The sequence below is a fragment of the Rhizobium sp. BK098 genome (genome assembly GCF_014193155.1).
Taxonomy (GTDB): Bacteria; Pseudomonadota; Alphaproteobacteria; order Rhizobiales; family Rhizobiaceae; genus Rhizobium.
On the sequence record NZ_JACHYY010000001.1, the window covers coordinates 291762 to 316800 of the forward strand.

A 25039-nucleotide genomic window follows, 5' to 3' on the forward strand; every position below is an offset into this window, starting at 1 on the left:
TCCCCACTATGTCAAAATTAAGCCTAAAACCGAGGTTTTGAACTGGGTTCTGCACTTTGGGCGGCGCGTCAGGAATGCCTGTTTTGTACCGTTCGCAGTTTATCGCCCACAGCATAAGCTGGCATGAGATCTCACGCTTTTGAGTTCGTCGGTAGCCAATTTTTGGAAACGTACTTCTTTGCACGCGGGACTTTCCGTGAAGGCGGCCATGAGTTTTAATCAAATGATGCATCGCCGTGTTGGTGCGCCTTGCGGAGGCCCAAAGCGGTTGCTATCGGTCTTGCCAAAGTAATCGCTTGCAGGCGTATAGCTTATGAATTTTCGCTTCTTTCCGCAGCTTGGGGCGTGCTGTTATCAAACGCTGTTGTGGTTCGTCACCGGCGTTTCGCTTTTTCTGGTTTCGCCTGCGCTGGCTGAAGCTGCCGGCGCGGTCGGTGGCGCGCCGATGCAGTTTTTGCTCGTTCACGGTGAGATGGGCCAATGCCGAGCCGATAGCACTTGCCCGGACTGGATCTCCGCCGAAGGGCAGATCATGGCGGATACGCCGCGGAAGCTGCAGAAAATCCTGAAGCAGGTTGGCAACCGTAAACTGCCCGTCGTCGTCAGTTCGCCGGGGGGCGATGTCAAGGCAGCGATGGAGATGGCTCGCATCATTCGCAAGCAAAAGCTTTCGATCGCAGTCGGCCGCACCCGCTCGCGGGCGTGCCCCTATGCCGAGCCGATCTGCTCGGCTGCTTTTGCCAAGGACGGCTCGATCACAGGTCAGCCATTTTCCGACGGCGCAATCTGCTTTTCGGCCTGTCCGCTGTTTTTTGCAGGCGGCGTTCAGCGCGTTTCCAGCCCCTTCGCGCTGCTGGGCGTTCATCAGATCACCACCACCTATAGTGAAGTGCGCGTCCAATATCGCACCGAATATGAGATGGTGGACGGCAGGCGCAAGATCATCTCCAAGAAGGAAATCGGTCGCAAATTCGTCGGTAAATACGATACGACGAAGCTCGACAAGGCGCAGAGGACGAGGCTGGTGAGCTTTCTCGACAAAATGGGTGTGGACCGGGGACTTGTCGATCTGATGCTTGGAACCGACCCGAACGGCATTCATCTGCTGTCGCAGATGGACGCGTTGAGGCTGAAGCTGACGACGGAGCTTGCCGATGCCGACGCTCTAGTCTCGGCGCGCAACTGCAAGGAAAATCAATCGATTTCCGATTGTGTCGCGCCGGCACCGTCGACGACCGTCGCGCGGATGACCAGCGCATCGGCAATGGCCGGCAAGTAGCCGCTGACCCGGCCTCAGCTATCCTTGGCTTTTGCTTTCGCCATGATCTTTTCCAGGAAGCCCAACAATAGCGCGGACACGACGAAGGCCAGGTGGATGATTGTGAACCACATCAGCTTGGCGTTGTCGTATTGAGTAGCGTTCAGGAAGATCTGCAGCAGGTGGATCGAGGAAATGGCGACGATCGAGGATGCGACCTTGATCTTGAGGCTGCCTGAATCGAGCTTGCCGAGGAAGGAAACCTCGCCTCCATTTTCGGCCTCGTCGAAGCGGCTGACGAAATTCTCGTAGCCCGAAATCATTACCATAACGATCAAGCTTGCCACCAGGGCGGCGTCGATAAGGCCGAGAATGGCGAGGATCATGTCGGCTTCGTCATAGGCGAAGACGTTGATCGCCACCTTGTAGAACTTATAGGCGAACGAAACGGCGTAGACGGCGAGCGAGGCGGCAAGGCCGAGATAGAAGATCACCAGGAGCCAGCGACTGGAGAGGATGATGCGCTCGACCAGCAATTCCAGGGACTTCATATCTTTATCTTTCCTTCTCGGTTTTCATTGGACGCCGAAAATAGGCATGCCTGCGTCCTGAGACAAGGCGGTGCGTTTCGACGAACGGAGTGCTTCGCCGCTATTCACACCCGATAGATATTGGTTTATCCCGACAGGGAAATGACCGTATGTTTGGGGGCGAGACTTATGGCGACGACCGTGGCATCCGATATCGAGATTGCGCGCGCAGCAAAGAAGCTGCCAATTATGGAGATCGGCGCAAAGCTCGGGATTCCGGCGGAAGATCTCGCACCTTACGGCTACGACAAGGCAAAGATCGGTGCTGGGTTCATCGCATCGCAGGCCGGCAAGAAAGATGGCAAGCTGATCCTCGTCACGGCGATCAATCCGACGCCGGCGGGCGAGGGCAAGACCACGACGACGGTTGGCCTCGGCGACGGCCTGAACCGCATCGGCAAGAAGGCGGTAGTCTGCGTGCGCGAGGCCTCGCTCGGTCCGTGTTTCGGCGTGAAGGGCGGGGCGGCCGGCGGTGGCTATGCGCAGGTCATCCCGATGGAGGACATCAACCTCCATTTCACCGGCGATTTCCACGCGATCACGTCGGCCCATAATCTGCTCGCCGCGCTGATCGACAATCACATCTACTGGGGCAACGAGCAGAATATCGACCTCAGGCGCATCACGTGGCGGCGCGCGATGGACATGAACGATCGGGCGCTACGCGATATCGTATCGTCGCTTGGCGGCGTTGCGAACGGCTTTCCGCGCGAGGGCGGCTTCGACATCACCGTTGCCTCCGAGGTGATGGCGATCCTCTGTCTGGCATCCGACCTCAAGGATCTGGAAAAGCGGCTCGGCAACATTATCATCGGCTATCGCCGCGACCGCACGCCGGTTTATGCCCGCGATCTGAAGGCCGATGGCGCCATGGCCGTGCTCCTGAAGGACGCCATGCAGCCGAACCTCGTGCAGACGCTGGAGAACAATCCTGCGCTGGTGCATGGCGGCCCCTTTGCCAATATCGCCCATGGTTGCAATTCGGTGATCGCGACGCGCACGGCGCTGAAGCTTGCAGATTATGTGGTCACGGAAGCCGGCTTCGGCGCCGATCTCGGAGCGGAAAAATTCTTCGACATTAAATGCCGCAAGTCCGGGCTTTCGCCGGATGCGGCCGTCATCGTCGCGACCGTGCGGGCCTTGAAGATGAACGGCGGTGTCAAAAAGGACGATCTTGGCGGGGAGAATGTGGAAGCTTTGGTGAAGGGCTGCGCCAATCTCGGTCGACATGTCGCCAATGTCCGCAAGTTCGGCGTTCCCGTCGTCGTCGCCATCAATCATTTCGTTTCGGACACGGAGGCCGAAATCGAGGCGCTGAAGAATTATGTCGCACGGCTCGGCGCCGAGGCGATCCTTTGCCGGCACTGGGCCGAAGGTTCGGCCGGCATTACCGACCTCGCACATAAGGTGGTGGAGCTTGCCGAATCCGGGCAGGCGAAATTCCAGCCGCTCTATCCGGACAATCTGCCGCTCCTGGAGAAGATCGAGATCGTCGCCTCGAAGATCTATCATGCCGGCGAGGTGACCGCCGACAAGGCCGTGCGTGATCAACTCAGATCCTGGGAGGATCAAGGTTACGGCCATCTGCCGGTCTGCATGGCGAAAACACAATATTCCTTCTCGACCGATCCGAATGTCCGGGGAGCGCCCGAGGGCCATATCGTGCCTATTCGCGAGGTACGGCTTTCGGCCGGGGCCGGCTTCGTTGTCGTCATCACCGGCGAGATCATGACCATGCCCGGCTTGCCGAAATCGCCGGCTGCCGAGAGGATTTTCCTCAACGATCAAGGCTACATCGAAGGATTGTTTTAAGTTCAGAATCCGATTCAACTTGTCTGTCAGGAAGTGCCGGTTCGGCGGTTGCACCCAGGACTGTTGTTATCCGATCCCGTTACGATATCTAACGTATTGACCTTGGCGGAGGCCGAAAGAAATCGGTACGGTCCAAGCATCGTCAAGACGGAGACGGAGCGTGACTGCTGATAGCCGCGCAAGTTTGGATGAGATACGGGACTTCCATGCGAAGATGATGGCAGCTGCCAGCAATTCTTCGGATGAAAGGCTGGAGCAGGCCTTTCGCCTCGTTCGCCGTGAGGCCTTCATGGGGCCAGGGCCTTGGCGGATTGTGGTCAAGGGACGCCATCTCGAAACGCCAAGCAGTGATCCCGCTTTTCTCTATCAGAATGTTTTGGTCTCCCTGGACAAATCCAAGGGCATCAACAATGGCGAGCCGTTTCTCCATGCTGCCTTCTTGGGTGCCGTCGCGCCGCAGCCCGGTGAAACGGTCATCCAGATCGGCACGGGAACTGGATATTACACGGCCATTCTGTCGACGCTGGTGGCACCGGGCGGCCATGTTCACGCCGTCGAGATCGATGAGGCATTGGCCAGCCGCACCCGCGATAATCTTGCCTCGTTCGAGAACGCCTCCGTCATCTGCGCCGATGCGACCGAGCTGGAGCTTCCGCAAGCGGATCTGATCTACGTGAGTGCGGGGGTGGTGGCGCCGCCGATATCGTGGTTGCAGGCGCTGCGCCTCGGCGGCCGGATCATCGTGCCCTGGCAGGCGAATGATAAGGTCGGGCTTGCCGTCCTGATCACGCGCAGAGCAGGGGTTCAGCGCCCGCGCCTTGATGCCCGCCTATTTCATCCCCTGCATCGGAGCTTCCGATCCCATGCAAACCACGAAAACGCCAAGTGGAGGCGAGGCTCGCTCCATCCAGTCGGTTTGGCTCACCCAGGATCGAGCGCCGGATGAAACGGCGGTTGCGATCTACAGAGACCTGTGGTTCTCGAATGCAGGTCTCTGAATATGACGGAATTTAAAGATCAACGCCCCGTCGATTCCGCGACGCATTTCTAGTGGCAATAGCGAAAGCCGCCATTCCTCTCGATGACGTCGAGATGGAAATGGCTTTCGTGCGCGGCATCGCTCTCCGGGTCCAGAACGGTCGTGAAATAAAGGCAGGCCGAGGCGCTGGCTGCGCGCTGGAATGCGCCTGTGAGCGTCGGATCTTCACGCCGCGGCTCGATCGCAATGGTCTTGCCGTTTTCGAAGGTGAAGCTCGCGACATCTATGGCGTTGCCACGGGCATGCTCGGAGATCTTGCCGATGGAAGCATTGTTGCGTAGCCGGCAGACATAGGTCGATGCTTGGTTAATCGTGACGATCTTGCCATTGTCCAATGCCGAGGCTGACGGATTGACACTTTCCTTCATCCATTGAGCCAAGGCGAGAGCGGCTTCGCACCGCATTTGCCCTTCGGGCTTGAATTCTATGCCCGGCAGCGGGGAGCTAAGCGCGATCGGCTTGTCGATGCCGCAGCCATTGCCATCGTCGATGCGGGCGATCTCTTTGAAGGTTGCTCCGATGGCGGTCAGCGCCTTCAGGCAGGCCTGGTGTTCGTCATCCGGTTCGGAAGCGATGGTCAGAGGTGGACGGGGAGGGCCTTGCATCTGTTGGCCGCTTGTTTGCTCCTCCGGCTGTGAAGCCGGCTTTTCCTCGGGTTGAGCCGTCGGTTTGTCCGCCGGAATGACGGGGCCGTTTGGTGATGCTGCGGGTTTTTCTGTAGGGATCGGCGCTTTGCCATCCGGCTGAACTTGTTCCTGATCCGGTTTTTGCTCAGGTATCGGGCCGGTCTGAGGGAGAGACGTGGCCATGAGAAGGACGGCGGCGGAGACTAATGAGATAATTCTAAACAGCATCAAGTAATTCAGCCAATTCTAATGATGATGCCGATAGAACGCGCGAGGTTGTGATTTCGTTGCAATTCAGCAACGTTCATCTCTTGTCTTAAAAGGTGACAATTTTATTCATGATTATGCACTCCGAATATATTGACAATAATACTCATGTTTTTTATGCGGCAGAAAGAAGGCGGGATATTTCCGCCCGTTAACAAGATAACCTAGCCAGCCCCTTGCCTGCATTCGACGCAGCAACCAGCCAGCCCGGTGAAGCAATTCGAAAGGAATGGTTATGGTTGTCCGGCGATCCCGCTCGGTTCTTTTGGCATGCACCGCGTTTCTGGCCCTGGGGCTGGTAACGACATCCTTCGCGCAAACCGCAGCCCCGAATGACGAGGCGACGGGCGAGGCGGCAAAGGGTGACCGCGTCACCAATCTGAAACCGATTGTGGTGACTGGGAAGGGCAAGGCAAACAAGGATGTGCTTGCCGACTCTCCGACCACAAGTGAGACGACGGCCCAGGACATCGACGACAAGCAAATCACACGTATCGAGGATCTCGGCCGCAGCACCGAGGTCGGCGTCGGCTTCAACCGCGCTACCGGCGGTGTCAATATTCGCGGCCTCGGTGATGACCGTGTGCTGACGACGGTCGACGGCATTCAAATTCCTTTCCTTCTCGATGCTTCGCGCGGCAGCGCCAATGGCGCCAATAATGGTGGTAATGGCGGCGTCAACAGCTTTGATTTCAACGCGCTTTCGAGCGTCGATATCGTGCGCGGCGCCGATTCCAGTCGTGCCGGTTCGGGCGCTCTCGGCGGCGCCTTCGTGCTGCGTACGCTGGAGCCGGAAGATCTGATTGCGCCCGGTTCTACCTGGGGCGGTGTTTTCAAGTTCGGCTATAATGGCGACGACCGCAGCATCGGCGGTTCAGCCGCGGTTGCCAAGCGCATCGACAATACCGCCGTTCTCTTCCAGGGCGGCTACACGCATGGTCATGAGCTTGAGAACAACGGCGATATCGGCGGCTATTCGACCAAGCGTACCGAGGCTAACCCGGCTGACTACAATCAGAGAAGCGGCCTGTTCAAGATCCGTCAATATACCGACGTCGGCACCTTCGGCATCACGGCCGAGCACTACAACAAGGACAAAGACACCGATCTGATGACCCTGCAGAGCCCGACCGGAAACTTCCGGCCCGGCAACTATAACGGGACAGACAATGTTGAGCGCAATCGCGTGTCGCTCGATTACAAATATGAAGCCGAGAGTGCCGATTCGCTGCTCGATACCGCCAACGCCGTTTTCTACTGGCAGAATCTTCGGCGTGAAGGTGGTGTGGAAGGCTATCGCTATACATCCGTCACCGGCGACTATTGGCGCCGTAATGAAATGGAAGATCGCAGCATCGGCTTCGCCGGCAATGCATCGAAGTCTTTCGATACCGGCAGCCTGCATCACCAAGTCACTCTTGGTCTCGATGTTGCCTTCGACAAGGTTCACCAGTACTCGGCCGGCGAGGATAGCTGCGCACTTCCTCGCTGGCGTGCTTCTTGCGCCTTCCTGCACACCAACCAGTCCGATATGCCCGATGTCGATGGCAAGCGCGTCGGCGTCTTCATCGACGACAAGATCGAATTGGGCTCCAGCAATTTCTATTTGACGCCGGGTCTTCGCTTCGACTGGTACGATTACTCGCCGAAGAACACGGCTGCCTATCGCGACAGCGCCAACTATAATGGCTTGCCCTCCGGCCAGTCCGACAGCCGCTTCTCGCCGAAGCTGCGCGCCTCCTATCAGCCTCAGGACAATATCGAGCTCTATGCGCAATGGGCGAGGGCCTTCCGTGCGCCCAGTGTCAGCGAACTCTACGTCAACTACGGCGTGCCCGGCGGTTATGTCACCTACGGCAACCCCGACCTGAAGCCCGAAACCAGCAACGGCGTCGAAATCGGCACCAACCTCGGCGATGACGATTTCGGCGGTCATATCGGTGCGTTCTACAACAAGTACAAGAACTTCATCGACACGCTGAATTATCGCGATCCCACAGGCACCTATCCGCTCGGGATTACCGAATACTTCAATCGCGCCAACGTCCGCATGTTCGGTGTCGAGGTCAACGCGCACAAGAAGTTCGACAACGGCATCCACATAAAGGGCTCCGTCGCCTATGTGAACGGCAAGGACTCCGATACCGGACAATGGATCAATTCCGTCGCCCCGGCCAAGGCTGCCTTCACCGTCGGCTATGCGACCGAAGTCTGGGGAACGGATTTGACCTTCATCACCGCGGCTCGCGAGGCGAAGAAGACAGGCGACACGCTGCAGACCCCCGCCTACGGTATCTTCGACCTCACAGCATGGTGGGAACCGGAGCAGGTGAAGGGCCTCAGCATTCGCGGCGGCGTCTACAACATCTTCAACAAGACCTATTACGACGCGCTCAACGCGCCGTCCTATAGCGGCACGCTAACCCAGCCTGCTTCCTACTATTCCGAGCCCGGCCGAACCTTCAAACTGACGCTGACGCAACGGTTCTAAGCGGTTACATCAATGCAGCAACCTCGGGCGGTGCTTCGGCATCGCCCTCTTTTTTGCCCTCATGCGTAGCGTCCCGTGGTTTGTGCAATTGAAAATCGCAACGCTTGATGCTATTCGAGCGGCACAGTCTTAAACCCGTCGAGAGAAAAGAGAGGAGGACCATATGAGCAAGATAGTCTGGCATATTCGCCAGTTCGGTCCGACTCGTGCCCTGCAGATGCGTTTGCAGGGCTGATCAGAGGCTGTTTCTCACTCATTCCTCCTGGTCTGCCCCTTGGGCGACGCGAGTTCACGCATCCGCGTGGCCGCGTCATGACATGTTTTCGAGCATTGGCCGATACGGCCATCGGCATCGATTTCGCGCGGCAAAAGGAGCCGCCGGCGATGCCTTGAGATGCTCGATCGAGACCGGAAAAGACCATGACTCTGATCAATCTCCGCAATCTGGGCGTCACCATGAGTGCGCCGCTGTTTTCCAATCTCAACTTCACCGTCGATGCCGGTGACCGCGTCGGCATCGTCGCCGCGAATGGACGCGGGAAGACCACGCTGCTCAACTGCATCACGGGCAGGCAGGAGCCGACCATGGGCGAGATCACCCGCGCGCGAGGCTTGCGCGTCGGCTACGTCGAACAGAATGTGCCGGCGGATCTTATGGATGTCTCCTTTTATGACGCCGTTCTGCGCGCTTTGCCCAAGGAGCAGGTAGAGAGCGAGAGCTGGCGCGTCGACGTCACCCTTGATTCGCTCGATGTGCCAGAGGCGATGCGGGAGAGGACGTTGGCTCAGCTCAGCGGTGGCTGGCAGCGGCTTGCCATGCTTGCCCGCGTCTGGGTGACGGAGCCCGACCTGCTGCTGCTCGACGAGCCGACCAACCATCTCGATCTCGCCAAGATCGCGTTGCTGGAGGATTGGCTGAATGCCCTGCCGCGCGACGTGCCCGTCATCATCGCCAGCCACGACCGTGCCTTCCTCGACGCTGTCTGCAATCGAACCCTGTTCCTGCGCCAGGACCAGTCGCAAACCTATGCGCTGCCATATAGCCGGGCGCGGGCGGCGCTGGACGAGGTCGATGCTTCGGATGAACGCCGCTATCAGAAAGAGATGAAGACGGCACAGCAGCTGCGCAAGCAGGCGGCCAAGCTCTACAATCTCGGTGTCAACTCCGGCAGTGATCTCTTGACCGTCAAAACGAAGCAACTGAAGGCGCGGGCCGAGAAACTGGAGGACAGCGCGAGGCCGGGCTATCGCGAGCGCTCTTCCGGCTCGATCAAGCTCGCCAATCGCGGCATTCACGCCAAGGTGCTGCTGACGCTGGAGGAGGCTGCGGTAACGACGCCTGACGGTACGCTGCTGTTCAAGACCGGTCAGCAGTGGATTTGCCAGGGCGACCGCATCGTGCTGCTCGGGCAGAATGGCGCGGGCAAGACGCGGCTCGTGGAGATGATCCGGAAGGCCATTGCCGATTCGTCTGCCGGCGGCGCAATCAAGCCGACGCCATCCATCGTACTCGGCTATAGCGATCAGCGGCTCTCCAATCTCGGCCAAAAGGACACGCCGCTCGGCATGATCACGCGCCTGTTCGAGCTCGGCGAGCAACGTGCCCGCACGCTGCTGGTCGGGGTCGGGATCAATATCGATATGCAGGGCAAAGAAATCGGACGTCTGTCCGGCGGGCAGAAGGCGCGGCTTGCCATGCTGGCGCTGCGGCTGACCAATCCCAACTTCTACCTGCTCGATGAGCCGACAAACCATCTGGATATCGACGGCCAGGAGGCGTTGGAGGGCGAGCTGACGGCAAATGAGGCAAGCTGCCTTCTCGTCTCGCACGACCGCAGCTTCGTGCGGTCGGTCGGCAATCGCTTCTGGCTGATCGACCGGAAACGGCTGGTCGAGGTGGATGGGCCAGAAGAGTTCTTCGAGGCGGCGAGAGTGCAAGAATAGGAAGGCCAGCCTTCAGGCGGCCGGCTGCTCCGAAAACAGATTGGCCGCCATGAAATCCACGAAGATCCGTATTTTCGGAGAGAGATAGCGGCTTGTGGGCCACAATATGCGGAAGATGCCTGTCTTCGCGATATGGTCTTCGAGCAGTGGCACGAGCCGGCCATCGGCGATTTGTGCGCTGACGGCAAAGGGCGGCAGGCATGTGATGCCGAATCCGTTTTCGGCAAGATGGATGAGCGGTTCGATAGTGCTGGCGATCGTCGTCGTCGGCAAGGTGAGCCGCAACTCCTCCCCATTGCGCACCAGAGGCCACGGCTCCAGCTTGCCCGTGCTGGGATAGCGATGATGCAGGCATTTGTGCTGCAGCAGGTCTTCAGGTGCAAGCGGGGTTCCTTCCGCTTTCAGATAGTCGGGTGCGGCGACGATTTGAAAGCGGAATGTGCCGAGCTTGCGGCTCATCAGCCTCGTGTCCCTGACGTCGCCGGTCCGGATGACCGCATCGAATCGCTCCTCGATTACATCGACCAGCCGGTCGGTAAAGTCCAGATCCAGCGTGATATCGGAATAGGTGCGCATGAAGGCCGATATCGCCGGCATCAGCAGCATTCCGGCCAGGGGGAGGCTGACGCGAAGATGACCGCGAGGAGCCGCGTGCGATTTCGAAAGCTCTGTCTGAGCCATATCCAGCTCGGAGATAATGTGCCGGCAGGTGTTGAGAAAGAAGCTGCCTTCTTCGGTCAGGGTCATGCTCCGGGTCGAGCGGTGAAAGAGGCGGACCCCCATCTCTTGCTCAAGGCGGGCGATCGCCTTGCCCACGGCGGAACTGGAGAGGCCAAGCCGTCGCGCGCCTGCGACGAAGCTGCCACCTTCCGCCGTCTGCACAAAGATGCCGAGCGTTCCAAGCCTGTCCATCGCCACTCCGATTGCGGAATATAATTCCGATCTTATGAGAATACCGGATCATTTATCCGCTATCTCAACCTCGATATCCAGTGTCGGCGCGGCAATGACGCCGCTTTTCCAGAAGGAACCGCAATGAATACGAATTCCGCACATTTCATCGCCCAGCCGCAGCCGACCACCTTCATCGTCAATGTCATCCACGTTCATCCCGGCAAGCAGGAAGAAGCCTTCCGCGTGATCCAGGATGTCGTTCACTACGTCGCCGAAAGGAAAGAAGGGTTCCTCTGGAGCAATCTCGCCAAGAGCACGGACGGTCTGACGGTTGTGAATATCGAAGCCATCAAAGGCGCCGGCAACGTCGACGATTTCTTTTCCGATCCGGTCTTTGTCGAGAAATTCCGCAGGCTCGACGACGTTTCGACAAGCGAATTCCATACCTACACCGTTGGCGATCTGGTTTTGCCGAAGCTCCGCCATTCCGAAAGTGGTCGCGTCTAACGAACCTTGATCGATCGCGGGCGGAAGCTGCTATCCCATACCGGAAATTTCCTTCCATCTTCCGCTTGCGCATCGCGGCATCTCACGCTAACAATTCCTGCCATGAACATGTCCTTGAACAACATCGCAGTTTGGTGGTGGGCTCGCTGAGGCGGCCTCGACCAATCGTGTTCAAAGACGACGAGTGAGCCGCCCGAGATTTCGAGGCGGCTTTTTTGTTATATTGGCCGCCTGTCATCCAGGCCCGATAACGGAGTGAGGAACAATGGTAACGATCCTTCGGGATGACGGTGCGGAAATCTACGAGACGAAGGGCGGCATCACCGTCACCCGGCAGCGCCGGCCGACGCCCTATGCGGATGCAGTGTCGTCCTATATCGACAAACTCGACGAGCGCCGTGGCGCTGTCTTCTCCTCCAATTACGAATATCCCGGCCGCTATACACGCTGGGACACCGCCATCGTCGACCCGCCGCTCGGTCTTTCCTGCAACGGGCGCGATGTCTGGATCGAAGCCTACAACGAGCGCGGCGAGGTCATCCTCGGCTTCATCGCGGAGAAGCTGAAGACAGTTTCCGAAGTGGTGCTTGGCGCCTCGACGCCCCGCCGGCTCGATCTGACCGTAAAGACGCCGGATCGCGTCTTTACCGAGGAAGAGCGCTCGAAGATGCCGACGGTCTTCACCGTGCTGCGCGCCGTGACCGACCTCTTCTACTCGCAGGCGGATGCCAGCATCGGCTTCTACGGTGCCTTCGGCTATGATCTCGCCTTCCAGTTCGACGCGATCGATCTGAAGCTCAAGCGCCCGGACGACCAGCGCGACATGGTGCTTTACCTGCCCGACGAAATCCTGGTGGTGGACAACTATTCCGCCAAGGCCTGGATCGACCGGTACGATTTCGCCAAGGGCGGCGTATCGACCGAGGGTAAATCGGACGAGATCGCGCCCGAGCCGTTCTGGCACACCGATGCCATTCCGCCGAAGAGCGATCATCGCCCCGGCGAATATGCCGAGCTGGTGGTCAAGGCGAAGGAGAGCTTCCGCAAGGGCGATCTTTTCGAAGTCGTGCCAGGCCAGAAGTTCATGGAGCGCTGCGAGAGCAAGCCATCGGATATTTCCAAGCGCCTGAAGGCGATCAATCCGTCGCCCTATTCCTTCTTCATCAATCTCGGCAATCAGGAATATCTCGTCGGCGCTTCGCCTGAGATGTTCGTGCGCGTATCCGGCCGCCGCATCGAGACCTGCCCGATTTCGGGCACGATCAAACGCGGCGACGACCCGATCGCCGACAGCGAGCAGATCCTGAAGCTCTTGAACTCCAAGAAGGACGAATCCGAGCTGACCATGTGCTCAGACGTCGACCGCAACGACAAGAGCCGCGTCTGCGAGCCAGGCTCGGTCAAGGTTATCGGCCGCCGGCAGATCGAAATGTATTCGCGCCTCATCCACACGGTCGATCATATCGAGGGCCGCCTGCGCGACGACATGGATGCCTTTGACGGTTTCCTCAGCCACGCTTGGGCCGTCACCGTCACCGGCGCGCCGAAGCTTTGGGCCATGCGCTTCATCGAGAGTCATGAAAAGAGCCCGCGCGCATGGTATGGCGGCGCGATCGGCATGGTCGGCTTCAACGGCGACATGAACACCGGCCTGACACTGCGCACTGTTCGCATCAAGGACGGTATTGCCGAGGTGCGGGCCGGCGCGACGCTGCTCAACGACTCGATCCCCGAGGAAGAAGAAGCCGAAACCGAATTGAAGGCCTCCGCCATGCTTTCCGCTATCCGTGATGCCAAGGCCGGCAATTCCGGCAAACAGCAACGGGACGTCGCTTCCGTCGGCAAGGGCGTGAAGATCCTGCTTGTCGACCATGAAGACAGCTTCGTCCACACGCTTGCCAACTATTTCCGCCAGACGGGTGCGACGGTTTCGACCGTGCGTACGCCGGTGCCGGAAGAGGTTTTCGACCGGCTCGATCCGGATCTCGTCGTGCTATCGCCTGGTCCCGGCAATCCGAAGGATTTCGATTGCAAGGCGACGATCAAGAAGGCGAGGGCGCGCAACCTGCCGATCTTCGGCGTCTGCTTGGGCTTGCAGGCCCTAGCCGAAGCTTATGGCGGCGAGCTGCGCCATCTGGCGATCCCGATGCATGGGAAGCCCTCGCGCATCCGCGTGCTGGAGCCCGGTCTGGTCTTCTCCGGTCTTGGCCGCGAAGTGACCGTTGGTCGTTATCACTCGATCTTTGCCGATCCGTCGAGCCTGCCGCGCGACTTCATGATCACGGCCGAGAGCGAAGACGGCACGATCATGGGCATCGAGCATGTGAAGGAGCCGATCGCGGCCGTGCAGTTCCACCCGGAATCGATCATGACGCTTGGCGGCGATGCCGGCATGCGGATGATCGAGAATGTCGTGGCGCATCTGGCGCGGCGGGCGAAGACGAAGGCCGCCTGAGGCCAGCGTTTGGAGCGCAGAATTTGCTAGTCCCATGCACTCGGAAAAAGTGCATGGGACTATTTTTATGCCTTGAAAGAGCCAACAAACCGCTGGAAGAATTGAATGATGGCGGGGGCGTTCAGTCGGTGATCTCAAGGATATTCAAGGGCGTTCTCTACGTCGTTCTTGCCGTCGGGCTCCTCGGCTGCCTCGGCATCGTGGTGCCACGGCCGCTCTGGCACGATGCGCCGACCGCGAAAGCTGAGGGATTCCAGCAAATCCTCATGCTCAGCAACCCTATCCATACGGATGTCGCCATACCCGTCGATGACGATCTCCTCACACGTTTCGCCTTCCTGCGGACTGCCGGGCTCGATCTCGACAATCCCAACCTCCGCTATCTCGTTTTCGGCTGGGGTGGCCGGAGCTTCTATACGGAGACGCGGACATGGGCCGATTTGAAGGCTGGTCCCGTGTTGAAGAGTTTCGCGCTGGACCGTTCCGTCATTCATGCGGAGCTGGGGGGCGATATCCCGCTGGATGCATCGGCTGTGACGGTCGTCGACATCGATGCCGAAGGGCTGGAGCGGTTGAAGCAGTTCATCCTTACCAGCTTTGATCGCTCCGACAGTGGCCCGATACCTCTGCCTGGCAGCAATTACGGGCCAAACGATGCGTTCTTCGAAGCGCAGGGTTATTTCAACGCGCTGATGGGATGCAATACTTGGACGGCTGCCGCGCTGAGGCAGGCTGGATTGACCTCCGGCTTTTGGACGTCATTGCCGTGGATGCTGCGAATGTCCCTGAGGCTGCATAATGACGATAAACGCTTTGTAGCACGCCACGCCCTGCCTTGAGGCGGTTTGACTTGCTGGGCGCAGAAGAACGTCAGCATTCTGCGGTTTCATCACCAATGCCTGGAGTTGCCGGAAATCGCCGGCCCTCACATATCCTCGCAGTCCTGCCAGCCTTCCTCGAAGACGAGCTTGTCGAGCGGCAGGCGGTCACGCCATCCTTTCACGGCGAGTTCCGGCATGTCGTAGAGCTCGTCGACATAGCCGACACAGAGCCATGCGACGATCTTCACATGCTCGGGTATGCCGAGGATCGCCTTGATGGCATCCTCATGAAAGATGCTGACCCAGCCGACGCCGACGCCCTCGGCTCTTGCTGCTAGCCAAAGATTCTGGACAGCGCAAACGGTCGAATAGACATCGGTATCCGGATTGTGCGTGCGACCGAGCACGACGGGACCGCCGCGCTTGGTGTCGCAGGTAATACAGATGCTGAGCGGCGCTTTGCGGATGCCTTCGAGCTTCAGCCGCTGATACTGCGCGCGGCGATCGCCCTCGAACATCGCGCAGGCTTCCTCATTGGCCTGATGGAAGGCCTGCCACACGCGTTCGCGCGTCTCTGGCTGACGAATGAGGATGAAGTTCCATGGCTGCATGAAGCCGACCGACGGTGCCGAATGGGCCGCCTCGAGCAAGCGCCGGACGAGATCATCGGGAAGGGGATCGGGTCTGAACTGGTCGCGCACGTCACGCCGGGTCTCGATGGCGCGATAGACGGCGCTGCGTTCCCCCTCCGAAAATGCCCCGGCTGTGACCAGATGGTCCGACACACCCGCGGGAGCGTCGGCGATGGACGGTGTATCATCGGCAGTCTTTTCAGGAGCGGGCATGTTCAACCATGATTTTCATTAGGCGGCGGCGTATCGGCCGGTATCGCCGACCCTCGCACACCAGGCTGAAGCACAGCTTAGTGCTGGATGGCAAGCCAAACTACCAGGACGATTTTCCTCAGGCGAGCGCATTATCGGCTTCCAATTGTCGTGGAACGGCGGTTTAGGAAACGTCTTCCTCATGTTCCGCGAATGTATTGCCCGGATGGCGCTTCCTTCAATCCGCACATCGGCAACGAATTGTCGTGTGAAAAGATGACTGCCTTTGACAAACGCGAAGTCCTGGCCCATATGGACCGTCAATAAGCCGCCTGCGCGAAAATCCGCGCGGGCGGTTTTGCATTTCAACGGCGCCTTTTTTGCAATTCATTCGCATAAGCACGGCGCGGGATACTGGAGAAGGGCATGAGTGCTCAAGGAAACGATACGATCAGGCGGCTCGCCTTTTGGGGCATTCCGCTGTCGCTCGGCGTCATGGGGCTGAAGATGCTGGCCTGGTGGCTGACGGGCTCTGTTGCGCTTCTGTCTGATGGACTTGAATCGCTCGTCAATGTCGTTGCCGCCTTCATCGCCTTTTTCGTCATCCGTTACGCGCAGAAGCCGGCCGATCACGATCATCCCTTCGGGCATCACAAGGCGGAATATCTCTCTGCCGTTACAGAAGGTGTGATGATTGTCGTTGCGGCGCTGATGATCGTGCAGGAAGCGGTCGGGCATCTCGGCAATCCGCAGCCGATGCAGGCGCCTGTGCTGGGTCTCGCCATCAACTTTGTCGCCGGCGTCATCAACGGCGTGTGGGCCCTAACGCTGATCCGGGCCGGGCGGACGCATCGCTCGCCGGCTTTGACGGCGGACGGCCAGCACATCATGTCGGATGTCTATACTTCGATCGGCGTGCTCATCGGGCTATTGCTGGCGCTTGGCACCGGCCAGCCGATCTTCGACCCCGTGCTTGCCATTCTCGTTGCCATCAACATTCTCTACCAGGGCTGGAAGGTCATCTCCACTTCGATTGACGGATTGATGGACAAGGCCGTCCTGCCGGAAGAGGAGGAGACTATCAAGAATGCGATCGCGGGGAATGCCGAGGGCTCGCTTGGCGTGCACGATCTCAAGACACGCAGGGCGGGGGCAGTGACCTTCGTCGATTTTCATATGGTCGTGCCTGCCGCCATGCCTGTGCGGGAGGCCCATCGAATCTGCGACCGCCTTGAAGATGCCATAAGGGCGATCCATGCGGGCGCCGAAATAACCATTCATGTGGAGCCGGAGGGCGAGAAAGCCCATGGTATCCGCGTCAAAGTGATCAAGGAGACCTGAGATGCCAAAGACCGATGTGTCCGGCCTGTCGATGCTCGGCAACCAGACGGAAACGGCCAGCAATCCGGAAGAGGCCGTTCTGGAGAAGGTGCCGTCCGGCCATGCCGGCGCCGATTATGTCGTGCGCTTCACCGCGCCCGAATTCACCTCGCTCTGCCCGATGACGGGTCAGCCGGATTTCGCCCATATCGTCATCGACTACATTCCGAACGAATGGCTGGTGGAATCGAAATCACTGAAGCTTTTCCTGCATTCCTTCCGCAATCATGGTGCTTTCCACGAGGATTGCTCGATCTATATCGCCAAGCGCCTGGTGGATCTGCTGCAGCCGAAGTGGCTGCGCATCGGTGCCTACTGGTATCCGCGCGGCGGCATTCCGATCGACGTCTTCTGGCAGACCGGCAAGCCGCCAGAGGGTGTGTGGCTGCCGGATCAGGGCGTGCAGCCCTATCGCGGCCGAGGCTGAATGAAAAAGCCGCCATCCGGAGATGGCGGCTTTTCTGCTAGATGCGATGAGGTTGCGGCTCAGGCAAACGAGTTGTCGTCGCCATTGTCATAGGACGAGTCATCATAATCGTCGTCCTGAGCGTCTTGGGCAGCATCCTGGGCGTAATCGGCCGCGCTCTGATCATTCTGATCGCTATTATCGTCATTGCCGAAATAGTTGTTGTTGATGATCGTTTCCTGCACCGGCTGTTCGGCTGCATTGGCCGCCGTTCCACCGAAAAGGCCGCTGCCGGCATTGCCGCCGAAGAGGCCGCCGCCAGTTCCGCCCAGATGCGGGCTGAAGAGGCTGGAAAGTGATTCCGCCAGCATTACGCCGCCGGCCACGCCAGCCGCTGTGCCAAGCGCGCCGCGCAGAAAACTGCCGCCGGCCGAAGGCGCTGATGCCTGCTGGCTCCAAGGGCCTGACGGCTGTGGTTGCGGCTGGCCAGTCCAAGGGCCGGGCTGAGGCGCATTGCGGGCATAATCGTCATAGAGGCGACCTTGCTGCTGCGGGTTGCTACCCTGTGGTGCGGCGGCGCGCTGCTGCTGGCCGCCGCCGAAGAGCGAGCCGATCCCGCCCAAGAAACCGCCGCTCTGGCCTTGCGGATGGTTGTCGGCGCCCTGCTGCTCGAGCTCGTGCACGCGGGCTTCGAGCTGCTGGATGCGATCGGCTGCAGCCTTCATGCCCTGTTCCTGCATGATGACGGCCTGCGCCAGGAAATAGGGCGCATAGGGCTGGTCGCGGACCGACTGGTTGATGAAGGCCTCTGCATCGGCGTCGCGCTGCGTGCTGGCGGCACCGCGCACGCGATCGAAGAGAGAAGCAAGCAATTGACGTTCTTCCGGCGACATGATGGCCTCCTTGGCTATCCGTGCTGCAAATTCGTAACGCAGTCCTCGACCGCGCTCACCTGACGTAGGATCAAATCTCGGCTTTTCAAAGCCATTCAAGTTACATTTCGGTAATCCGCAACCATAACACCATGTTGTCAGCCGCTATTCCCGCCTTGTCTTTTTCCGGCATTGTTTTACGCATTGAGTCGCACTATGTGCGGTGAACGACGCATCATGCTGGAGAGTTGAATGAACGACGAAGACGAACAGGAAGACAAGAAGACCGAGCAGCCCTTGGGCAAGGACGCGGAGGCGAATCTTTTCAAGTCGCGTTCGATCTTCATCTATGGCGGCATCACGCAGGAACTGGCGCAGAAGGTCTGCTCGCAGCTCGTGGCGCTTTCCGCCGCCAGCGACGATGACATCCGCATCTATGTGAACTCGCCCGGCGGCCACGTCGAATCAGGCGATTCCATCCATGACATGATCAAGTTCATCAAGCCGAAGGTCTGGATGATCGGTACGGGCTGGGTCGCCTCCGCCGGAGCGCTGATCTATGTCTCCGCTCCCAAGGAGCGTCGCATTTGCCTTCCGAACACGCGCTTCCTGCTGCACCAACCGTCGGGTGGCACGCGCGGCATGGCCTCGGATATCGAAATTCAGGCACGCGAGATCATCAAGATGAACGAGCGCCTGAACAAGATTTTCTCGGAAGCCACCGGCCAGCCGATCGAAAAGATCGCCAAGGACACGGACCGCGACTACTGGCTTTCTGCTGAAGAAGCCAAGGCTTACGGCCTGGTCTCGCGCATCGTGACCTCGCAGGCAGAGATCTGATCTGACGGGTTTTCCCGATTGAATTGAGCGCCCTCTCTTGCCGGATGGCATGCGGGGGCGTTTTGCGATGAATCAGTTTTGATAAAGCCCAAAGCTGGCGGCAGAAATCTCCGCCGCCAGCCTTCGCCACTCGGGAACTGCAACGTTTCCGAGGAGCGGCGAACTCGAAAGCTTAAGTTACAAGCGGAGTGCGCCTCCTAGATGGTAATCTCCACCGGTGTTCCCTCGGGCATGGTGATGACAGCCTCATAGAAGCCGTCGCCAGTGGTGCGCGGCGTTGATTTCAAGCAGTTATCCCTCTTGCATCGTTCAGCCAGCGCATCCACGGCAGCTTTGCTGCCGAGCGATATGGCAATGTGGTCCCAGCCGATGCGTTCACTTTGCGGGTCACAGGGAAGCCAGGGGCCGGTCATCAGTTCGATCTGGGCGTTGCTTTCCGGCAGGGAAATGAAGCGGGAGACGAAGCCAGGCCGTCGCTGGCTTCGATAGGGTTCACCGACGGTCGCGCCGAAATAGGTCTCCCAGAAATTCGCAGCGGCATCGAGATCATGCGTCCATAGAGCGGTATGAGCGATCCGCATTGGTCTCTCCCTGTTCCTGTTCGTGATTGCGGGTAACGATGCCGGCGCAGAGAGGAGCGATGCAGAGCAACAGAGCGAGCATCCAGAAGGCGCCGGGCAGGCCAAGATGATCCGCGACGAAGCCAACGCCGGTGGGGCCGACCAGCACGCCGGCATATCCCGTCATGGTGATGGCCGCGACGGCAAGGCCCGGCGGCATGATCTTTTGCGCGCCGCCCTTGCGGAAGAGCGCCGGGACGATGTTGGAGGCGCCAAGACCGATCAGCAGGAAACCGCCCATGGCGAGGATTGTGATCGGGCTGAGGAGGAGGATGACAAAGCCTGCCACCGCGACGATGCCGCCCCATAGCATGACCGCCCTGTCTCCAACCCTTGCGATGATGGCATCGCCACTCAGACGGCCCGCCGTCATTGCAATGGCAAACAGCATGTAGCCGAGGCCGCCATGGCTTGCATCAACCCGGCCTTGCGTGGTGAGGAGAAGCGCGCTCCAATCAAGGATGGCGCCTTCGACAAGGAAGGTGATGGCTGCAAGAGCCGCCAGCAGCAGGACGAAGCCACGTGGCATAACGAAAAGCGGGGCGTCTTCCGCGGGGACGGTCCGCAACAGTCGCGGCCACGCGACGATCATGGCGACCACCATCACGGCCGAGCTTAGAAGCGTTGCGGCAAAGGGGCTGGCCTTGATCGACAGCAAAAGCGTGACGAGCAGGGAGCCGATAAAGCCGCCAATGCTGAACAGGGCATGGAAGCCGGACATCAATGGCCGACCCGCGCCTTTCTCCACTTCGACGGCGTGGATGTTCATAGCAACGTCGAGCGATCCGAGGCAGGCGCCGAAGGCTGCCAGCGCAATGCCGAGGGTGAATGGCGTGCTCGCCACCGCCAGCGTCGGCAAAATGAGCGCGAGACCGAGGCCGCTCGCGATGATGATCGGCTTGCTGCCATATCGGGCGCTCAGCATACCGGTCGCCAGCATCGCCGCCACCGAGCCCAGGCCGAGGCAAAGCAGCAGCATGCCAAGCACGCCGTCATCGACCCCGAGGCGAGCTTTGGCGAAGGGGACGAGGGGAGCCCAGCAGGCGAGGGCGAAGCGCCCCCGACCAGAAAAGCAAGTCGTGTTGCCAGCCGGGTTTCCGGCCGATCCGTGGATTGCATGGTCATTTCTTGTCTTTCGAAATCAGGAGGATGACGTGACGTCGCTTGCTTTGACGAGCGAGAAGCCGGCGTCTGAGGCCGCCTTTTCGTCTGCGGCAGGCAAGTCATCCTCGACAACGAGCCAGTCGATATCGTCGGCGCCACCGATGCGGTGCGGTGCGCGTTCGTGAAATTTCTCCGAAGTAATCAATGCGATGCGGGCAGCGCTTCTCTTCAGTAGCGTCCGCTTGAAGATCGCATCTGCATGTTCGTACACGCTGATGCCGTTTCTTGCCGAAACGGCGCAGACGCCCAAAAAACAACGGTCGATGTTCATGGCTTCGATGGCCGCAACGGCGGACGCATCGACGCTGCCGCCGACGACGGGATCGACGGCGCCGCCGATCAGGACAAGCGGGATATCGCCGCGCTTCATGATGGCGCTGGCGATATCAATGGAATTCGTTGCGATGGTCGCTTTCAGATCCTTCGGTAGAAGATCGACTATTGCGAGATTGGTGCTGCCGCTGTCGAAAAACAGGAATTCGCCTGCCTCGATCATCGCAACGGCGGCTTTGGCCAAGGCTTTCTTACGGCCTGATTCCTGTCCGACGCGGGCGGCCATGGGCTGCGATGGTGTCAGCAGGGGGAGCGCGCCGCCATAGACGCGGCGGCATTTACCCTCTGCGGCAAGCGCCCGCAGGTCGCGGCGCACGGCATCTTCGGACACGTTGAATTCGACAGCCAGAGATGCAGCAACGATCTGCCGGCCCTCTGCGAGCCGCGCTTCGATAACGTCCCGGCGGGACAAGGGGAGTGGATTGCTCATGATTATGCATTAACGTGCATAAATGAGAGAGTCAATTTGCATATTTGTACACGATTTGAATCATGCATGATACAGACGGCGATCGATCGGCCTTCCCGCCGTCAGTTCGTCCAGAACTGCACTTGCACGCCCGATGCTTGTGATGCTCCATGCGGTTTCAATCGATCATCGCCTCTGAGTCTCCGCCGCCATGCTCAAAGATTTTTCCATCCAAAGCCTCTTCATGGGATGCCTTACGGCTTTCGTCGGCTTTGCCAGTTCCTTCGCCGTGGTCTTTAACGGTCTGCAGGTGGTGGGCGCCACGGATGCGCAGGCGGCCTCCGGGCTGACGGCGCTCTCAGTGGCAATGGGCCTCTGCGCGATTGTGCTCAGCATGGCGACGAGGCTTCCGATCAGCATTGCCTGGTCGACGCCGGGCGCGGCGCTGCTGGCGAGCGCCGGAGCGATCGAGGGCGGCTTCCCGGCAGCTGTCGGTGCATTTTTCGTTTGCGGCATATTGATCGTTATTGCCGGGCTTTTTCGGCCTTTCGGCCGGGCGGTCGCATCAATCCCGGCGCCGCTCGCCAATGCCATGCTGGCCGGTGTTCTGCTCGGCCTCTGCTTTGCGCCCGTCAAAGCGATTGCCTTTAATCCCGCCTTCGGTCTGCCGATCGTCCTTGCCTGGATCGTCGTTGGGTCTTTCAAGCGGCTATGGGCGGTGCCAGCGGCACTTGCCGCTTTCGCGCTGGTGCTGGCCTTCGGCGTGAAGATACCGGATGGTGCCTTTGCCTCGCTCGAACATTCGCTGCTGCCGACGGCCGAATTCGTGAAACCGGTCTTCACGCTTGCCGGCATCGTGTCCATAGCGCTGCCGCTATTCATCGTGACGATGGCGTCGCAGAACATTCCCGGCATCGCGGTGTTGAAGGTGCATGATTACGATCCGAAGCCAGGTCCGCTGTTTGCCGTGACCGGCGTGTTCTCGCTGCTTGCCGCTCCCTTTGGAGGTCATGCCGTCAATCTGGCGGCGATCACCGCCGCCATGTGCGCCGGACAAGATGCGCATGCCGATCCCGCGCGGCGCTATTGGGCGGCGATCGTCGCCGGCATCGGCTATGTAATCCTCGGATTGTTGGCGAGTGCTGTGACGGCTTTCGTGGCACTGGCGCCGCCTGTTCTCATCGAGGCGGTGGCCGGCCTGGCGCTGGTCGGTGCGCTTTCGAATTCCGCCTTGAACGCCTTCCAGCAGCCGGAATCACGCGAGGCCGCCGCCATCACTTTTCTGGTGACGGCATCGGGCGTATCGTTCGGCGGGATTTCCGGCGCCTTCTGGGGGCTGATCGCAGGCGGATTGATGCTGGCGCTGTCGCGCGGCGTGCAGATGCTGAAGAAGTAGGCGAGGGGTTGCTTCTTTTTGATCCGGCGGCTATAAGCGCGGCCATGAAGCTGAATGGCGCAAAGATTTCCGAACAGATTGCACGTGGGCGCGTTGCCTTGCGTGACAATACGCGCGCCCTTACCTCGCTTCTCCTCCTCGGCCTTACGCGCGGTTGCCGGGTCCTTTGAGGAGCGCCCGGCGGCCGAAAAGCCCGCTGGCTATCGCTCCTCGCGACTTACCCTAAAATCGACAGCTTACCCGCAAAGGGTCCGCATTTGTCATCGCCAAGCCGCATCCGATCGGCTAAGACGCGGGACAAAATGACGGGAAAGGAAGAGACGAGACCATGGACGCGAACAGCCATTCCCCCAAAGGCATGCCCGAGGCAGCGGTGAAATACCGCGCCTATCCCCAGATCAACATTCCCGACCGGACCTGGCCGTCCAAGGTCATCACCAAGGCGCCGATCTGGTGCTCGGTCGACCTGCGCGACGGCAATCAGGCGCTTGTCGATCCCATGGGCCATGACCGCAAGGCGCGCATGTTCCAGCTGCTGCTGGATATGGGCTTCAAGGAAATCGAGATCGGCTTCCCGTCGGCTTCGCAGACCGACTTCGACTTTGCCCGCTGGTGCATCGAGCAAGGCAATGTGCCTGCCGACGTATCGCTGCAGGTTCTGGTCCAGTGCCGCCCGGAATTGATCACCCGCACCTTCGAGGCTCTGGAAGGCGCCAATAAGCCGATCGTCCATTTCTACAATTCCACCAGCGAGTTGCAGCGCCGCGTTGTGTTCGCCAAGGATGTGCAGGGCATCAAGCAGATCGCCGTCGATGCGGCCAAGATGATCACCGACATGGCGGCCAAGGCCGGCGGCGGCTATCGCTTCGAATATTCGCCTGAGAGCTTCACCGGCACCGAGCTGGACGTGGCTTTGGAGATCTGCAACGCCGTCATCGACGTCGTGAAACCGACGCCTGATAACAAGCTGATCATCAATCTGCCGTCGACGGTCGAAATGGCGACGCCGAACATCTATGCCGACCAGATCGAGTGGATGTGCCGCAATCTCGACAACCGCGAAAACCTGATCATCTCCCTGCATCCGCACAATGATCGCGGCACCGGCATCGCCGCCGCCGAGCTGGCGCTGATGGCGGGCGCCGATCGCGTCGAAGGCACCTTGTTCGGCAATGGTGAGCGCACCGGCAATGTCGACGTCGTCACCATGGCGCTGAACATGTTTACGCAAGGGGTCGATCCGGAGCTGGATTGCTCGAATATCGAGCGTATGAAGGAAGTCTTCGAATATTCAAACCAGATGGCGATTGGCGAGCGTCATCCTTACGTCGGCGAGCTGGTCTATACCGCCTTCTCCGGCTCGCATCAGGATGCGATCAACAAGGGCATGAAGGCTGCCAAGGTCGCCAACGATCCGGTGTGGGAAGTGCCCTATCTGCCAATCGACCCGCAGGATGTCGGCCGCACTTATGAGGCGATCATTCGCATCAACTCGCAATCCGGCAAGGGCGGCATTGCTTATATCATGCAGCAGGACTACGGCTTGAACCTGCCGCGCAATCTCCAGGTGGAATATCGCGAGGAGATCCAGCGCATCACCGACGAGGAAGGCAAGGAACTGCCGTCGAAGCGCATCTACGAACATTTCATCGAGCGTTATGTGACGCAGCCGGACGCGCGGCTCCGCTTCGTCGATCACCACACTTTCGCCGATCCCGAGCATAAGGGGCAGCGCATCGTCGCGGCCGAGATCACCGACAATGGCGAGGTAAAGCGCATCGAGGGCAGGGGAAATGGCCCTATCGACGGCTTCATCAATGCGCTCTCGATTTATCTCGGCATTCCGATGTCGGTCGAGGATTATTCCGAGCATTCGCTCCAGCATGGCTCTAACGCTTCGGCGATCTCCTATGTCGAGGTCTCCTATCCGGGCGGCAAGCTTTTCGGCGCCGGCATCAACACCAATATCGTCGCGGCATCCCTCGAGGCGATCGTATCGGCGGCGAACCGGGTGCTTGCAGTCAAGGCGGCGTAAGGCTGAAACAGTCTCTGCGGTGCTGATTTAAAAGCCCCCTCGGTTTTCGAGGGGGC

General features: G+C 59.5%; 20 protein-coding genes and 1 pseudogene. 13 read left to right on the plus strand and 8 right to left on the minus strand.

What is annotated here, in order from left to right; all coding sequences use genetic code 11:
- Window positions 1-313 precede the first annotated feature (313 nt).
- Window positions 314-1279, plus strand: coding sequence for a hypothetical protein (locus tag FHT73_RS01415; protein WP_183709413.1), 966 nt, complete (start codon window positions 314-316; stop codon window positions 1277-1279).
- A 14-nt stretch (window positions 1280-1293) separates the two neighbouring features.
- On the opposite strand, the gene FHT73_RS01420 is transcribed toward FHT73_RS01415, so the two are convergent.
- Window positions 1294-1809 carry a TIGR00645 family protein gene (locus FHT73_RS01420; protein WP_183709415.1) on the minus strand — a complete coding sequence of 172 codons (516 nt, stop codon included), beginning with the start codon at window positions 1807-1809 and terminating at the stop codon, window positions 1294-1296.
- Window positions 1810-1977: 168 nt separating this feature from the next.
- Between FHT73_RS01420 and FHT73_RS01425 the strand changes: the two genes are divergently transcribed.
- Together FHT73_RS01425 and FHT73_RS01430 are read left to right on the plus strand one after the other, a co-directional pair.
- Entirely contained in the window at window positions 1978-3660 is a 1683-nt protein-coding gene (locus FHT73_RS01425; RefSeq protein WP_183709416.1) for a formate--tetrahydrofolate ligase, read from the plus strand.
- Between the two features lie 160 nt (window positions 3661-3820).
- The gene (locus tag FHT73_RS01430) at window positions 3821-4606 is read left to right on the plus strand and encodes a methyltransferase domain-containing protein (protein ID WP_348648114.1); all 786 of its coding nucleotides are present in this window, start codon (window positions 3821-3823) and stop codon (window positions 4604-4606) included.
- Window positions 4607-4707: 101 nt separating this feature from the next.
- Here the strand turns inward: FHT73_RS01430 and FHT73_RS01435 are convergent, their stop codons facing one another.
- Window positions 4708-5553, minus strand: coding sequence for an extensin family protein (locus FHT73_RS01435; protein WP_183709418.1), 846 nt, complete (start codon window positions 5551-5553; stop codon window positions 4708-4710).
- Window positions 5554-5827: 274 nt separating this feature from the next.
- Here FHT73_RS01435 and FHT73_RS01440 point away from each other — a divergent pair, with 274 nt between their 5' ends.
- Both FHT73_RS01440 and FHT73_RS01445 read left to right on the plus strand, forming a co-directional pair.
- Window positions 5828-8083 carry a TonB-dependent hemoglobin/transferrin/lactoferrin family receptor gene (locus tag FHT73_RS01440; protein ID WP_183709420.1) on the plus strand — a complete coding sequence of 752 codons (2256 nt, stop codon included), beginning with the start codon at window positions 5828-5830 and terminating at the stop codon, window positions 8081-8083.
- 420 nt (window positions 8084-8503) lie between these two features.
- Window positions 8504-10027, plus strand: coding sequence for an ABC-F family ATP-binding cassette domain-containing protein (locus FHT73_RS01445; protein WP_183709422.1), 1524 nt, complete (start codon window positions 8504-8506; stop codon window positions 10025-10027).
- Window positions 10028-10039: 12 nt separating this feature from the next.
- Here FHT73_RS01445 and FHT73_RS01450 read toward each other — a convergent pair whose 3' ends face one another.
- Window positions 10040-10939, minus strand: coding sequence for a LysR family transcriptional regulator (locus FHT73_RS01450; protein ID WP_183709424.1), 900 nt, complete (start codon window positions 10937-10939; stop codon window positions 10040-10042).
- A gap of 123 nt (window positions 10940-11062) precedes the next feature.
- On the opposite strand from FHT73_RS01450, the gene FHT73_RS01455 reads away from it, so the two are divergent.
- The 3 genes from FHT73_RS01455 (at window position 11063) to FHT73_RS01465 (ending at window position 14722) form a co-directional block, all read left to right on the plus strand.
- Entirely contained in the window at window positions 11063-11428 is a 366-nt protein-coding gene (locus tag FHT73_RS01455) for an antibiotic biosynthesis monooxygenase (RefSeq protein ID WP_183709426.1), read from the plus strand.
- A 265-nt stretch (window positions 11429-11693) separates the two neighbouring features.
- Window positions 11694-13883 (plus strand): anthranilate synthase, encoded by a 2190-nt coding sequence (locus FHT73_RS01460; protein ID WP_183709428.1) that lies wholly within the window; start codon window positions 11694-11696, stop codon window positions 13881-13883.
- Between the two features lie 53 nt (window positions 13884-13936).
- Window positions 13937-14722, plus strand: coding sequence for a TIGR02117 family protein (locus tag FHT73_RS01465; protein WP_183709430.1), 786 nt, complete (start codon window positions 13937-13939; stop codon window positions 14720-14722).
- Between the two features lie 86 nt (window positions 14723-14808).
- On the opposite strand, the gene bluB is transcribed toward FHT73_RS01465, so the two are convergent.
- Complete coding sequence (bluB, locus tag FHT73_RS01470) at window positions 14809-15549, minus strand: 5,6-dimethylbenzimidazole synthase (protein WP_246712036.1); 741 nt, start codon at window positions 15547-15549, stop codon at window positions 14809-14811.
- 405 nt (window positions 15550-15954) lie between these two features.
- Between bluB and emfA the strand changes: the two genes are divergently transcribed.
- Both emfA and queF read left to right on the plus strand, forming a co-directional pair.
- Complete coding sequence (emfA, locus tag FHT73_RS01475; RefSeq protein WP_183709432.1) at window positions 15955-16869, plus strand: CDF family cation efflux transporter EmfA; 915 nt, start codon at window positions 15955-15957, stop codon at window positions 16867-16869.
- Between the two features lies 1 nt (window position 16870).
- Complete coding sequence (gene queF, locus FHT73_RS01480) at window positions 16871-17335, plus strand: preQ(1) synthase (RefSeq protein WP_112604840.1); 465 nt, start codon at window positions 16871-16873, stop codon at window positions 17333-17335.
- A 59-nt stretch (window positions 17336-17394) separates the two neighbouring features.
- On the opposite strand, the gene FHT73_RS01485 is transcribed toward queF, so the two are convergent.
- The gene (locus FHT73_RS01485; protein WP_112604843.1) at window positions 17395-18207 is read right to left on the minus strand and encodes a DUF2076 domain-containing protein; all 813 of its coding nucleotides are present in this window, start codon (window positions 18205-18207) and stop codon (window positions 17395-17397) included.
- A gap of 231 nt (window positions 18208-18438) precedes the next feature.
- Here FHT73_RS01485 and FHT73_RS01490 point away from each other — a divergent pair, with 231 nt between their 5' ends.
- The gene (locus tag FHT73_RS01490; protein WP_112340662.1) at window positions 18439-19026 is read left to right on the plus strand and encodes an ATP-dependent Clp protease proteolytic subunit; all 588 of its coding nucleotides are present in this window, start codon (window positions 18439-18441) and stop codon (window positions 19024-19026) included.
- Window positions 19027-19223: 197 nt separating this feature from the next.
- Here the strand turns inward: FHT73_RS01490 and FHT73_RS01495 are convergent, their stop codons facing one another.
- The 3 genes and pseudogenes from FHT73_RS01495 to FHT73_RS01505 all read right to left on the minus strand — a co-directional run bounded on the left by FHT73_RS01495 (window position 19224) and on the right by FHT73_RS01505 (window position 21573).
- A complete protein-coding gene (locus FHT73_RS01495) occupies window positions 19224-19607 on the minus strand; it encodes a VOC family protein (RefSeq protein ID WP_183709434.1) in 384 nt (127 codons plus the stop codon).
- Window positions 19573-20765: pseudogene (locus FHT73_RS01500) on the minus strand (MFS transporter). The gene FHT73_RS01495 and the pseudogene FHT73_RS01500 overlap by 35 nt, the downstream one beginning before the upstream one ends.
- 22 nt (window positions 20766-20787) lie before the next feature.
- Window positions 20788-21573 (minus strand): DeoR/GlpR family DNA-binding transcription regulator, encoded by a 786-nt coding sequence (locus FHT73_RS01505; protein WP_183709436.1) that lies wholly within the window; start codon window positions 21571-21573, stop codon window positions 20788-20790.
- A 190-nt stretch (window positions 21574-21763) separates the two neighbouring features.
- On the opposite strand from FHT73_RS01505, the gene FHT73_RS01510 reads away from it, so the two are divergent.
- Window positions 21764-22948: a benzoate/H(+) symporter BenE family transporter gene (locus FHT73_RS01510; protein WP_183709438.1), complete on the plus strand. Its 1185-nt coding sequence runs from the start codon at window positions 21764-21766 to the stop codon at window positions 22946-22948.
- A 328-nt stretch (window positions 22949-23276) separates the two neighbouring features.
- On the plus strand, window positions 23277-24983 hold the full coding sequence (leuA, locus tag FHT73_RS01515) for a 2-isopropylmalate synthase (protein WP_183709440.1): 1707 nt from the start codon (window positions 23277-23279) through the stop codon (window positions 24981-24983).
- Window positions 24984-25039 lie beyond the last annotated feature (56 nt).